Source organism: Kitasatospora sp. NPDC001664 (genome assembly GCF_053596675.1).
The window spans coordinates 1-13,446 of record NZ_JBSFGS010000031.1 but is presented as its reverse complement, the minus strand read 5'-3'; the positions used below and the strand labels follow the sequence as shown (position 1 = coordinate 13,446).

The following is a 13,446-nucleotide window of genomic DNA, read 5'->3' as shown; positions in this document are numbered from 1 at the left end:
TCACCAGGCCGCGTGCCGCGCGCCCGCGCCGCCGCACCAGGGCGCCCCGGCCCATCAGCCGGGGCGCCCGGAAGGGAACTTCCTTGTCCGCTCCCACTCCTGACGCCTCCGCACCGCCCACCGGCTCCGCACAGTCGCCCCGCTCGGTGCCGTCCACCGACTCCGCGCCGAACCCCCGCTCCGTACCGGCCCTGATCGCCGCCCGTGCCGAGGCCTCACCGCAGGCACTGGCCGTGACCGACGGGTCCGTCGCCCTGACGTACGGCCAACTCGTCACCTCCGCAGGCCGGTTGGCCGCCGAGCTGACCCGCCACGGGATCGGCCCCGGCAGCGCCGTCGGCCTGCTCGCGGCCCGCTCCACCCGGCTGGTGGTGGCCCAGCTGGCCGTCTGGTGGGCCGGCGCCCACAGCGTGCCGCTGGACCCGGCGTACCCGCGCCCGCGCACCGCCGAGATGATCGCGGACGCCGGGGTCTCCCTGGTGCTCGGCGACAAGGCGCTGCTCGCCGAGGCCCGGCTGACCGCCGCCCAGGCGCTGGAGCTGTCCGAGGAGGGTCTCCTCGCCGAGGGTCCGGCCACTCCTCCGGCCGCCACCGGCCCGGACGAGGTCGCGATGGTGTTCTACACCTCCGGCTCCACCGGCCGCCCCAAGGGCGTCCTGGTGCCGCACCGTGCCGTCACCGACCTGGTGACCGCCGCCGACGGCATCCCGCTCGGCCCCGGGCACCGCGTGCTGTTCCACTCCCCGCTCACCTTCGACGCCTCCACCTTCGAGCTCTGGGCCCCGCTGACCCGGGGCGCGGCCGTCGCGGTCTCCCCCGCCGACCGGCCCACGGGGGAGGAACTCGCCCGGGACGTCGAGCGGTTCGGCGTCACCCACGCCTTCCTCACCACCGCGCTCTTCCACCACCTGGCCGCCCGCCGGTCCCGGCTCTTCGGCGTCCTGCGCACCCTGGTCACCGGCGGCGAGACGCTCTCCCCCGAGCACGCCGGATCCGTCCTTCAGGCCTTCCCCTGGCTGGAGTTGGTGAACGCCTACGGGCCCACCGAGGCCACCACCTTCACCACCCTGCACCGCGTCTCGCCCGCCGACTGCTCCGGCCCCGTCCCGATCGGCCGCCCCTTCGGCGGCGCCACCGTCGCCGTGCTGGACGACCACCGGCAGCCCGTCCCGCCGGGCGGGCAGGGCGAGTTGTGGATCGGCGGCGCCCGCGCCGCGCTCGGCTACCTAGGGCAGGCCGAGCTCACCGCCGACCGCTTCCGCGAGCTGCCGGGCCTCGGTCGGGCGTACCGCAGCGGCGACCTGGTCAGCCAACGCCCGGACGGCGCCCTGGACTTCCACGGGCGGGCCGACCAGCAGGTCAAGGTGCGCGGCTTCCGGATCGAGCCCGGTGAGACCGAGCACGCCCTCGTCCAGCTCCCCGAGGTGGCCGAGGCCGCCGTCGTGGTCCGGGGCGCGGGGCGCGAGGACGCCGCCCTCACCGCGTACGTGGTCCCCGCCGAGGGCCACCGGCCGGCTGGCGAGGCGCTGCGCGCCCGGCTGGCCGAACGGCTGCCGGCCCACCTGGTGCCGACCGCCTGGACGGTGCTCGACCGGCTGCCGCTGACCGGCAGCGGCAAGGTCGACCGCCGGGCGCTGGCCGAGGACGCCGCTCCGGCGGCGACCGCGCAGGCACCTTCCGGCCGCACGCTCACCCCCATCGAACAGGCCGTGGCCGAGGCCTGGTCGCGGGCGCTCGACCGCCCGGTCACCGACCCGGCCGCCGACTTCCTGGCCGAGGGCGGCCACTCCCTGCTCGCCCTCTGGGTGGTCGACGACCTGCGCGAGGACCTGGGCGTCGAGCTCACCCTGGCGGAGTTCTTCGCCCATCCCACCGTGGGCCGTCAGGCCGCCCTGGTAGAACGGGCCCTGCTCGCCGCGACCGCCCCCGCCACCCCAGCCACCTCCGCCGCTCCCACCGCTCCCACCGAGGAGGGCCGATGACCGACACCGACCTGAGCACCCGTCAGGCCGAACTGCTCCGGCGCGCCCGATCGGGCGGCAGCCGCACCGCCCGCCGCACCACCTCCGGCCCGGACCTGCGCCCGGGGCCGGACGGCCCCGCACCGCTCTCGCACGCCCAGCACCGCATGTGGCTGATGGACCGTCTCGGGCAGGGCGGCGCCCGGTACCACGTGCCGGTGGCGGCCCGGCTGCGCGGCCCGCTCGACACCGAGGCACTGGGCGCCGCGCTGACCGCCCTCACCGAACGGCACGCCGTCCTGCGCACCCGCTACGTCCAGCCGCCCGGCGACGGGGAGACGGAGCCCTACCAGGAGGTGCTGCCGACCGCGCCCGTCCCCGTCGAGGTCCGCGCGGCCGAGGCCTCGCCCGCGCTCCTGAGGGCCGAAGCCTCCCGCCCCTTCGACCTCGCGACCGGCCCGGTGCTGCGCGCCCTGGTCCTGCGGCACGGGCCCGAGGACCACACCCTCCTCCTGACGGTGCACCACATCGCCGTCGACGGCTCCAGCCTGCCGCTGCTCACCGCCGACCTGGCCGCCCTGTACACCGCCGCACGCACCGGCACCCCCGCCGATCTGCCCGAACTCCCGCTCCGGTACGCCGACTTCGCCCGCTGGGAGCGGGCCCGCGACCCGGAGTTCGCCGCCGTGGCCGCGACCCTCGCGGCACGGCTGGCCGGGGCCCGTCCGCTGCCGCTGCTGCGGCCGGTGCCCGGCGGTCCGCGCGCCGGCACCGCCGCGCTGCACAGCGCGCCGCTCGGCCCGGGGACCCTCGACGGGCTGCGCCGCCTGGCCACCGGACACGGCGCCACCCTCTACACGGTGGTGCTCGCCGCCGCGCTGGCCACCCTGCACCGCGCCACCGGCGAGCGGGACCTCACCGTCGGCCTCGCCAGCGGCCACCGCGCCCGCCCCGAACTGCGCCGCCTGGTCGGCCTCGGCGTCAACACCCTGGCCGTCCGCACCGATCTGGGCGGCGACCCGGAGTTCACCGAGGCGCTCGACCGGGTCCGCACCGCACTGCTCGACGCGCAGCACCACCACGACCTGCCCTTCGACCTGGTGGTGGAGCGGCTGGGCCCCGAGGCCCGCGGCGCGGACGGCGGCGCCCTGCTCAACGTCACCTGCGACCTGGTCCAGCCGGTCGCCCCGCTGCGGCTGCCGGGGCTCACCGCCGAGGCCGTCCACGTCGAGCTCGGTCTGGCCAAGTTCGGCCTCGGACTGCTGGTCGAGGACGGGCCCGAGCCGCGCTGCCTGGTCCAGCACGACACCGACGCCCTGGACCGGGCCACCGGCGAGCGGCTGCTCACCGCCTTCGCGGCGGTGCTGGAAGCGGTGGCCGCCGACCCCGCCCGCCGGCTCGGCGCGCTCCCCGGCGGGCCGCTCACCACGCCGCCCCCCACTCCGCCTCCCGCACCGGCTCAACATCCAGCGGTGGCAGTGCTGTTGGCCGATCCCTGGATCACCGACGCCGCCGTGGTCACCGCCGAGGGCCTGCCCACCCTCGCGTACGTCACCGTGCGCGGCCCGCTGGCCCCGAGCGGCGGCGCGCTGCGCCTCGAAATGCGGCGGCGCCGACGCCTGACGCCCGCCCAGACCCCGGCCACCGTCACGGTGGTGGACGCCCTGCCCCGCACCGCCGACGGCGCGCCGGACCTCGCCCGCCTCCCGGGCACGGAGGCCCACCTCACCCCTCCGGCCGCCCCGGCCCCGGTGGCCGGGCCGCTGGACGCGGTCCGCACCGCCTTCGGTGAGCTGCTCGGCAGCCGCCCCGACCCCGACGCGGACTTCTTCGTGCTCGGCGGCCACTCCCTCCTGGCCGTCCAGCTCGCCGAACGCCTGCGCGGCCGCACCGGCCTTCCGCTCACCGGCCTGGACATCCTCGAACGGCGCACCCCGCTCGCGCTCAGCGCCCTGCTCGCCGAGCGCGAGCAGGAGCGCCGCACCCTCGCGGCTCGGACCACCGGACCGCGGACCACGGCCACCCGCACGGGGACGGTCCTGCTCACCGGCGCCACCGGGGGCGTCGGCGCCGCGGTCCTCCAGGAACTGCTGGCCCAGGGGCGGCCGGTGCGCGCCCTGGCCCGGCCGGAGTCCGCCCACCTGGTCGCCCTGGACGGCGTCCAGGTCGCCGAGGGCGACCTCACCGACCCGGACAGCCTGCGCCGCGCGGTCGAGGGGGTGGACGCGGTGATCCACGCCGCCTGCACCTTCACCGACCACGAGACCGACCTCGCCGCCATGCGGGCCCTGCTGGACGGCTGGACCGACGGCGGCTTCGTCTTCGTCAGCAGCACCGACGCGTACGGCCGCCCCGCCTCCACCGAGGTCCCCGAGGGCGCCCCCGCCACCGAGCCGGTCACCCCGTACGGGCGGGCCAAACTCACCTGCGAGCAGCTGCTGTTGGACCGTTCCTCGGGCAGCCGCACCGGCACCGTGGTCCGGCCGCCGATCGTCTGGGGGCCGCAGCGGCGCCTGCGCGACCAGCTCCGCTGGGGCTCCACCGGCGAGCTCTACCAGGCCGCCCTGGCCGGCCGCCCCCTGGTGCTCCCCGCCCCCGGCACCGGCGGCCACGCCTGGCACGGCGCCTCCTGGGTGCACTCCGCCGCCCTGGCCCGCGCCGTGGTCGCCTGCGCGTCCGGCACCGCCCCCGGACGGATCGTCAACGCCGTGACCGGCCACGTCTCCTGGGCCGACTTCGGCGCCGAACTGATCCGCCTCCTCGACTCCTCCTCCACCGTCACCCTCACCGACACCCCCGACCCGGAACTCCTCCGCCCCTGGCACTACGGCGCCGAAGCCCTCACCGACCTCCTCCACCCCGAACCGGGCGAGGACTGGCGCACCGTCCTGGCCGCCATGACCCGCTGATCGTCATCAACTCCCTTTCCATAAAAGCATCTTGTGCATACCTTTCAAAGCGTGGTACCACAGTTGTGGTGGCCGACGGTGCCGTGGCACGCACCAATGCGCCGTCGCCATCCGCCTGTTTCCCCTTCCGATCGGAGGGGGGAATTCCGTACGAACAGTCGGAAGAATGGGAGTCGAACCATGGAAACGCGAGACCACGACGCCCCCTGGGGCACCACCCGCATGGCGCCGTACGCCGAGACCAGCACCATCCGCGTGCTCACCCCGGTGATCGACCCCGAGACCCAGATCGCCGTGATCATCGACGAAGCCGGCCGCACGGTCGAGCTCGGTCGCCACCTGGCCGCCGACAGTCCCTCGAACTCCACCAGCACCAACGTCAGCAGCAGCACGACGGACTCCACCAGCACGAGTGGTCCGGACAGCTCCGACTCCGACAGCAGCTCCGACTCGGACTACGACTCGGACCACGACCACAGCCACGGCCGGTGACAACAGGCCCACTCGGCGCGACGCTGGTGCTGACCAATCGCCATGACGTGACTGCGGACCTCGTCCTGCGCATCCTGGCGGAACGTCAGGTGCCGGTGGTCCGTCTGGACCCCGGCGCCGACCTGCACACCGGTGCCGCGCTGACCGCCACGTACCGCACGGGCGGTCAGCTCGGCACCTTGCGGACGCCGAGCAGGGAACTCGACCTCACCGGGGTCCGCTCGGTCTGGACCCGCCGCCCCTCTCCGTTCGACGGCCCGGGCGAACTGAACGACCAGGACCGCAGGTTCGCCGGATCGCAGTCCTCATGGGGCGTCGGCGGCATTCTGGCCTCGCTCCCCGGGGCCCACTACGTGAATCACCCGTGGAGCAACCGGGCAGCGGAGTACAAGCCGTTCCAACTCGCCACCGCACAGCGCAGCGGCTTCCCGGTGCCCGACACCCTGATCACCAATGACCCTTTTCGAGCGCGGGACTTCATCGCCGAGCAGGCCGGTGGAGCGGTCTACAAGCCGTTGTGGAACACCCCGTACCTAGTTGACGAGAAACCGCAGCAGGTATGGGTGCGGGAGGTCCGTGCGAACGAGATCACGGCCGCCGTTTCCGCCTGCCCCCACCTTTTCCAAGCCAAGGTGGAGAAGGAATTCGACGTGCGACTGACGGCTGTCGGCAGCCGGCTGTTCGCGGTCCGGATCGACAGCCCCGACCTCGACTGGCGGCAGCGCCAGTCCCGGATGGAGTGCATTCCGGTCGAGGTCCCCGAACAGGTCGCGCACTCGGTCCTCGCCTACCTCGCAACCTGTCAGCTCGTGTACGGAGCCTTCGACTTCGCCGTCACGACCGCTGGTGACTGGTACTTCCTCGAGTGCAACCCCAACGGACAGTGGGCGTGGCAACCCGATGCGGTCACCGACTCGATCGCCCACGCCATCGCCGACCACCTCCAGCACTGCCCCCGGGCGTGAACCGGCCCGCGACGGAACCCCGGAGGGGGTCTGGGCGTCCGTCCTTCCCGAACGCGATGCCGAGGGGGCACAGTGGAACGGGTGGGCGACGAGGTGCGGGCGGGCGGGGCTCCCGGGCGGTTCCGGGTCGGGCTGCTGACGGGGGTCCTCTACCTCGAGATCATGCTGTACGTGCTGGCCTTCGGACTCTGGAGCGTCATCGAGTTCCTCGGCCCGTACGGACTGCGGGACACCTGGGGTCTCTACCCCTACGTGTGCGCGAGCCTGCCCTGGGTCTTCTGGCTGGTGTGGGCCGGGATCGACGACGCGGCACTGGAGCGCGGGTCGGTCCAGCGGCTGGCCTGGACGGTGGTGGCGGTGCCGCTGGCGGTGCTCTGGCCGCTGCAGGCCGGGCTGATGGCGGGGCTCCACCTGCGGCGGTACGACGGGCGGCGCCGCACCGCCGTCGCGCTCGGCGGCGCGGTGCTGCTGCTCGCCGGCACGCCCTGGGGCGCCCTCGCCGTGGGCGCCGAGCTGCCCTGGCGGCGCTCCGATCCCTCGCCCTCCGCCGTGCTCGGGGAGTGGCACGGCAGCCGGGGCGAGCTCCTGGAGGTGCGGGCCGACGGCACGTTCACCGAAACCTTGCAGGACCCGAAGCCGGGCGATCCGGCCTCCCTGACCGGCAGGTGGGAGCTGACGTTCCACCAGGGCAGTGGCAACCAGCGGCTCCACCTCGGCGTCGGCACCAGCGCCGGCACCCGCGGGTACCTCGACCTCGAGGTCTACGGTGCCCTGACGCCCGCGTCGCTCTGGACCGTCTTCGGGGACGCCGTGGTCTTCGAGCGGTGACCCCGGGCGTGACGGGCCTTCGGGGCGCCCCGGGAGGGCCTCCGAGGCACTGGGGGGCGCGTGGAGTGCAGCGAGGTCAAGGTCACACCCCCGCCATCTGATGATCGTCGGCTAACGGGCATTAACCTTCGGCTATGACGGTCCTGCCCCAAGGGCTCCCTCTGGCCGCCGAGTTCCCGGAGACTTCCCGCGAGCGGTGGCAACACCTGGTCGAAGGCGTCCTGCGCAAGTCCGGCGCGGACGTCTCCGGAGCACAGGCGGAGGAGGCGCTCTCCACCGAGCTTCAGGACGGACTCCGAGTCCGTCCGCTGTACACCGCCGAGGACGGCGCGGCTGCCGCCGAGGCCGCCGGCCATCCGGGCTTCGCCCCGTTCGTCCGGGCCGGACGGCCGCAGGGTACGGCGGTGTCCGGCTGGGACGTGCGCCAGCGGCACGCCGAGCCCGACCCCGCCAAGGCCAACGAGGCGGTGCTCGCCGACCTGGAGAACGGGGTGACCTCGCTCTGGCTGGAGCTGGGTGCCACCGGGCTGCCGGTGGAGGGGCTGGCGCGGGCCCTGGACGGCGTGTACCTCGACCTGGCCGGAGTGGCCCTGGACGCCGGAGCCGAATTCGGCGCGGCGGCCGAGCAGTTCCTCCGCGTCCTCCAGGAACGCGGCGTCCCGGCCGCGGCCGCCACCGGCAACCTCGGGGCGGACCCGCTGGGCCTGCTGGCCCGCACCGGCCGGGACGTCGACACCGACGCGCAGCTCGCGGAGGCCGCCGCGCTGGCGGCCCGCTGCGAGGCGGAGTACCCCGGGCTGCGCGCCCTGGTGGTGGACGCCCTGCCGTACCACGAGGCCGGGGCCTCCCCCGCCCAGGAGCTGGGCTGTTCGCTGGCGACCGGTGTCGCCTACCTGCGGGCGCTCACCGAGGCCGGCCTCGACGTCGACGCCGCCTGCGGGCAGCTGGAGTTCCGCTACGCGGCGGACGCGGACCAGTTCCTGTCCATCGCCAAGTTCCGCGCCGCGCGCCGTCTCTGGTCCCGCGTCACCGAGGTCTCCGGCGCGGCCGCGCACACCGCGCAGCGCCAGCACGCCGTGACCTCGGCCGTGATGATGACCGAGCGGGACCCGTGGGTGAACATGCTGCGCACCACCGTGGCCTGCCTGGCCGCCGGGGTCGGCGGCGCGGACGCGGTCAGCGTGCTGCCGTTCGACAGCGCGGTGGGCCGCCCGGACGCGTTCGCGCGGCGGATCGCCCGCAACACCCAGTCGGTGCTGCTGGAGGAGTCCCACCTGGCCCGGGTGATCGACCCGGCCGGCGGCTCCTGGTACGTGGAGCAGTTGACGGAGGAGCTGGCGCGCAGCGCCTGGGCGTGGTTCCAGGAGATCGAGCGGGCCGGCGGCCTGCGGGCCGCGCTGGCCGACGGCACCGTCGGCGGGCGGATCGCCGCGACCTGGGCGGAACGTCAGGTGGCGCTGGCCAAGCGGCGGCAACCGGTCACCGGCGTCAGCGAGTTCCCCAACCTCGGGGAGCAGCCGCTGGTGCGCGAGCCGCTGCCGGCCCCCGCCGGCGGGGGCCTTCCCCGGGTCCGGCTGGCGGGTGCCTTCGAGGCGCTGCGGGCCCGTTCGGATGCCCACCTGGCGGCGACCGGGGCCCGGCCCCGGCTGGCGCTGGCCGCGCTCGGCCCGGCCGCTGCGCACACCGCGCGGCTGACCTTCGCGGCCAACCTGTTCCAGGCCGGCGGCATCGAGACGGTGACCGTGACGGGTGACGACGTCGCGGGCGCGGAGGTGGTCTGCCTCTGCTCCAGCGACAAGGTGTACGCGGAGCGGGCCGTCGAGGTGGCCGGCGCGCTGAAGGCGGCCGGGGCCCGGCGGGTGCTGCTGGCCGGCCGTCCCGGCGAGCTGGGCGAGGCCCTGCGGGCGGCCGGGGTGGACGAGTTCGTGTACGCGGGCGGCGACGCCGTCGCCCTGCTGACCTCGCTGCTGGACGACCTCATCGGCGGGTCCGAGGAAGAGAACGGAGCGGACCGGTGATCCCTGACTTCACGGAGATCGGCCTCGACCAGGAGGCGGCCCCGGCGGCCCCGACCGACGCCCAGTGGCGGGAGGCCTGGCGGGAGGCGACCGGCAAGGACGTCGAGGAGCAGCTCTGGGAGACCCCGGAGGGCATCGGCGTCAAGCCGCTCTACACCGCCGCCGACCTGGAGGGCCTGGACTTCCTGGGCACCTACCCGGGCGCGGCCCCGTACCTGCGCGGCCCGTACCCGACGATGTACGTGAACCAGCCGTGGACGGTGCGCCAGTACGCCGGGTTCTCCACCGCCGAGGAGTCCAACGCCTTCTACCGGCGGAACCTGGCGGCGGGTCAGAAGGGCCTGTCGGTCGCCTTCGACCTGCCGACCCACCGCGGCTACGACAGCGACCACCCCCGGGTGACCGGTGACGTCGGCATGGCGGGCGTGGCCATCGACTCCATCTACGACATGCGCCAGCTGTTCGACGGCATCCCGCTGGACAGGATGTCGGTGTCGATGACGATGAACGGCGCGGTGCTGCCCGTGCTGGCGCTGTACATCGTGGCGGCCGAGGAGCAGGGGGTGCCGCCCGAGAAGCTGGCGGGGACCATCCAGAACGACATCCTCAAGGAGTTCATGGTCCGCAACACCTACATCTACCCGCCGCAGCCCTCGATGCGGATCATCTCGGACATCTTCGCGTACACCTCGCAGAAGATGCCCCGGTACAACTCGATCTCCATCTCGGGCTACCACATCCAGGAGGCCGGGGCCACGGCCGACCTGGAGCTGGCGTACACCCTGGCCGACGGCGTGGAGTACCTGCGCGCCGGGCTGGAGGCGGGGCTGGACGTGGACGCCTTCGCGCCGCGCCTGTCGTTCTTCTGGGCGATCGGGATGAACTTCTTCATGGAGGTCGCCAAGCTGCGCGCGGCCCGGCTGCTCTGGGCCAAGCTGGTGAAGCAGTTCGACCCGAAGAACCCCAAGTCCCTCTCGCTGCGCACCCATTCGCAGACCTCGGGCTGGTCGCTGACCGCCCAGGACGTGTTCAACAACGTGACCCGCACCTGCGTGGAGGCGATGGCGGCGACCCAGGGGCACACCCAGTCGCTGCACACCAACGCCCTGGACGAGGCGCTGGCGCTGCCGACCGACTTCTCGGCCCGGATCGCCCGCAACACCCAGCTGATGCTCCAGCAGGAGTCCGGCACCACCCGGGTGATCGACCCCTGGGGCGGCAGCGCGTACGTCGAGCGGCTGACCCACGACCTGGCCGCGCGCGCCTGGCAGCACATCCAGGAGGTGGAGGCGGCCGGCGGGATGGCGAAGGCGATCGACGCGGGCATCCCCAAGCTCCGGGTGGAGGAGGCCGCCGCCCGCACCCAGGCGCGGATCGACTCCGGCCGCCAGCCAGTGATCGGGGTCAACAAGTACCGGGTCGCGGCGGACGAGCAGATCGAGGTGCTCAAGGTCGACAACTCGGCGGTACGGGCCCAGCAGATCGAGAAGCTGCGCCGGCTGCGGGCCGAGCGGGACGAGGCGGCCTGCCAAGCCGCGCTGGCCGCGCTGACCGCCTCGGCGCGCGAAGGCGCCCGCGCGGGCGGCGGGTTGGAGGGGAACCTGCTCGCCCTGGCGGTGGACGCGGCCCGGGCGATGGCCACGGTCGGCGAGATCTCGGACGCCCTGGAGGCGGTGTACGGGCGCCACTCGGGCCAGATCCGTACCATCTCCGGTGTGTACCGGGACGAGGCAGGACAGTCGGGCTCCGTGGACCGCACCCGCGAGCTGGTGGAGCGGTTCGAGGCGGCGGAGGGGCGGCGGCCGCGCATCCTGGTCGCCAAGATGGGCCAGGACGGCCACGACCGCGGCCAGAAGGTGATCGCGACCGCCTTCGCCGACCTGGGCTTCACGGTGGACGTCGGCCCGCTCTTCCAGACCCCGGCCGAGGTGGCCCGGCAGGCGGTGGAGGCGGACGTGCACATCGTCGGCGTCTCCTCGCTGGCGGCCGGTCACCTCACCCTGGTGCCCGCGCTGAAGGCCGAACTGGCCGAGGCGGGGCGGGAGGACATCACCATCGTGGTCGGCGGCGTCATCCCGCCGCAGGACTTCGAGGCGCTGTACGAGGCGGGTGCCGCCGCGGTCTTCCCGCCCGGCACGGTGATCCCGGAGGCCGCGTACGACCTGCTGACCAAGCTGGCCGACGAGCTCGGGCTCGAACTGTGACCGCTCGCGGGGCGGTCGGAGGAGCCTGACCCGATGGCCCGGACGATCGACATCGAGCAGTACGCCGCCGGGGTCCGTGACGGCTCGCGCGCCTTCATCGCGCGGGCCATCACCCTGGTGGAGTCCATCCGGCCCGACCACCGGGTGCTGGCCCAGCAGTTGCTCGCCGAGCTGCTCCCGTCGAGCGGCAAGGCGGTGCGGATCGGCATCACCGGCGTGCCGGGCGTCGGCAAGTCCACCTTCATCGAGGCGCTGGGCACCATGCTCACCGGCCGCGGGCACCGGGTCGCGGTGCTCGCGGTCGACCCGACCTCCAGCCGCACCGGCGGCTCGGTGCTCGGGGACAAGACCCGGATGGAGCGCCTGGCGGTCGACCCGAACGCCTTCGTCCGCCCCTCCCCCACCTCCGGCACGCTCGGCGGGGTGGCCAAGGCCACCCGGGAGAGCATGGTGGTGATGGAGGCCGCCGGGTACGACGTGGTGCTGGTGGAGACGGTGGGCGTCGGCCAGTCCGAGACCACGGTGGCCAGCATGGTGGACACCTTCCTGCTGCTCACCCTGGCCCGCACCGGGGACCAGCTCCAGGGCATCAAGAAGGGCGTGCTGGAGCTGGCCGACCTGGTCGCGGTGAACAAGGCGGACGGCCCGCACGAGGTCGACGCCAAGGCCGCCGCCCGTGAACTCGCGGGCGCCCTGCGGCTGTTGCAGGCACCGGACGCGGTCTGGAACCCGCCGGTGCTGACCTGCAGCGGGCGCGACGGCACCGGGCTGGACGTGCTCTGGGAGCGGATCGAGCAGCACCGGACCACCCTGGACGCGGTCGGCGCGCTGGCCGCCCGCCGACGGGACCAGCAGGTCGCCTGGACCTGGTCGATGGTCCACGACCAGCTGCTGGCCCAGCTGCACGACCACCCGGCGGTGCGCGCGCTCACCCCCGGGCTGGAGCAGCGGGTGCGGGACGGAACGCTCACCGCCACCACCGCCGCCGACCGGATCATGGCCGCATTCCGCCCCCCGTCGGAAGCGGCAGATCACTAACACAACCAGGTTCGATCGCAAGGGAACTGACGGAGAATCATCTGATTCTCCGTCAGTTCCCTTTTCTGTCACCACTCGTCGGGCATACCGGGCAATCGGTTCTGATCGGACCTAGGGCGCTAAATGATCATGGCGCCACCAATGGGAACGAACGGCCCGCCCGGCGGCTCCCGAGCCGTTGATCGTTGCCGGATCGAGACCGTGATCCCCCGAACCCCCTCCGCCACCGTGAGAGGTTGTCCCGGCTCTGACGAGCTGATGATCATCATTGACGACTCCAACGGGGAGAGGTCTTGTCAAGGAAATCCAGTACGCATCCCGTTTTCCCGGGCCGGATATCCGCACCACCCCGGCTACGGCGCACCGCCGCCGCGGCCGCACTCGCCCTTCTGCTGGAAATCGGTATGGCGGGCGCGCTCGCGCCGGCCGCCCTGGCCGCTCCGAAGCCGAGCGCCAAGCCCACCGCGAAGCCCGCCGAGCAGCCAAGTGCCTCGGTGAACGAGGCTCCTGACGAGGCGTCAGCGCTGCTGGCGGCCCGGCTGAACAAGCGCCGCATCGAGGTGACCGGCGCCCGCACCGCCAACACCACCCTGTGGGCCAACCCCGAGGGGACCCTCACCCAGGACATCGCCAGCGGCCCGGTCCGGATGAAGTCCGGCGGGGCCTGGGTCCCGGTCGACACCACGCTGGTGGAGCGCCCGGACGGCAAGGTCGCGCCCAAGGCGCACCCGGAGAGCCTGGAGTTCGCCGGTGGCGACGCCGCCGTGAAGAGCGGCGACGCGCTGCCCGGTGCCGCCGCCGCGGCCCCGTCGGAGTCGGCCCAGGCCGCAGGTGCCCCGGCCGACGGACGCGGCAAGGGCGAGCAGCCCGCCGAGCGCGGCCTGGTGAAGGTCGGCAACGGCGCCCGGCAGGTCGAGCTCGGCTGGCTGGGCAAGCTGCCCAAGCCCAAGCTGTCCGGCAGCAAGGCCACCTACGTCAACGCCCGCCCGGGCGTCGACCTGGTGCTGGAGGCCACCCGGACCGGCTTCGAG

The 13,446-nt window shown here is 74.1% G+C and carries 9 protein-coding genes; all 9 read left to right on the top strand.

The features are described 5' to 3' along the window. Window positions 1-83 precede the first annotated feature (83 nt). Complete coding sequence (locus ACWCYY_RS32895; RefSeq protein ID WP_380150063.1) at window positions 84-1,982, top strand: amino acid adenylation domain-containing protein; 1,899 nt, start codon at window positions 84-86, stop codon at window positions 1,980-1,982. Next, window positions 1,979-4,870: a condensation domain-containing protein gene (locus tag ACWCYY_RS32890; protein WP_449798094.1), complete on the top strand. Its 2,892-nt coding sequence runs from the start codon at window positions 1,979-1,981 to the stop codon at window positions 4,868-4,870. Before ACWCYY_RS32895 ends, ACWCYY_RS32890 begins: the two co-directional genes overlap by 4 nt. A 180-nt stretch (window positions 4,871-5,050) precedes the next feature. Further along, entirely contained in the window at window positions 5,051-5,362 is a 312-nt protein-coding gene (gene tgmA / locus ACWCYY_RS32885; protein ID WP_345287956.1) for a putative ATP-grasp-modified RiPP, read from the top strand. Window positions 5,363-5,385: 23 nt separating this feature from the next. Then, entirely contained in the window at window positions 5,386-6,327 is a 942-nt protein-coding gene (tgmB, locus tag ACWCYY_RS32880; protein WP_345287976.1) for an ATP-grasp ribosomal peptide maturase, read from the top strand. An 81-nt stretch (window positions 6,328-6,408) separates the two neighbouring features. Next, a complete protein-coding gene (locus ACWCYY_RS32875) occupies window positions 6,409-7,155 on the top strand; it encodes a hypothetical protein (RefSeq protein ID WP_345287954.1) in 747 nt (248 codons plus the stop codon). Window positions 7,156-7,289: 134 nt separating this feature from the next. Then, a complete protein-coding gene (locus ACWCYY_RS32870) occupies window positions 7,290-9,173 on the top strand; it encodes a methylmalonyl-CoA mutase family protein (protein ID WP_449798093.1) in 1,884 nt (627 codons plus the stop codon). Continuing rightward, window positions 9,173-11,377, top strand: a complete 2,205-nt coding sequence (gene scpA, locus ACWCYY_RS32865; protein ID WP_449798140.1) for a methylmalonyl-CoA mutase — start codon at window positions 9,173-9,175, stop codon at window positions 11,375-11,377. The genes ACWCYY_RS32870 and scpA overlap by 1 nt, the downstream gene beginning before the upstream one ends. Before the next feature lie 33 nt (window positions 11,378-11,410). Beyond that, window positions 11,411-12,415 (top strand): methylmalonyl Co-A mutase-associated GTPase MeaB, encoded by a 1,005-nt coding sequence (gene meaB / locus ACWCYY_RS32860; RefSeq protein WP_345287951.1) that lies wholly within the window; start codon window positions 11,411-11,413, stop codon window positions 12,413-12,415. Window positions 12,416-12,819: 404 nt separating this feature from the next. Then, on the top strand, window positions 12,820-13,446 hold a 627-nt coding region (locus ACWCYY_RS32855; protein WP_449798092.1), incomplete at its 3' end, for a hypothetical protein.

Excerpts from the sequence above, each read along its gene's own strand:
- tgmA (WP_345287956.1), top strand. The coding sequence starts at position 5,051 with ATGGAAACGCGAGACCACGACGCCCCCTGGGGCACCACCCGCATGGCG.
- ACWCYY_RS32890 (WP_449798094.1), top strand. The coding sequence starts at position 1,979 with ATGACCGACACCGACCTGAGCACCCGTCAGGCCGAACTGCTCCGGCGC.
- ACWCYY_RS32870 (WP_449798093.1), top strand. The coding sequence starts at position 7,290 with ATGACGGTCCTGCCCCAAGGGCTCCCTCTGGCCGCCGAGTTCCCGGAG.
- meaB (WP_345287951.1), top strand. The coding sequence starts at position 11,411 with ATGGCCCGGACGATCGACATCGAGCAGTACGCCGCCGGGGTCCGTGAC.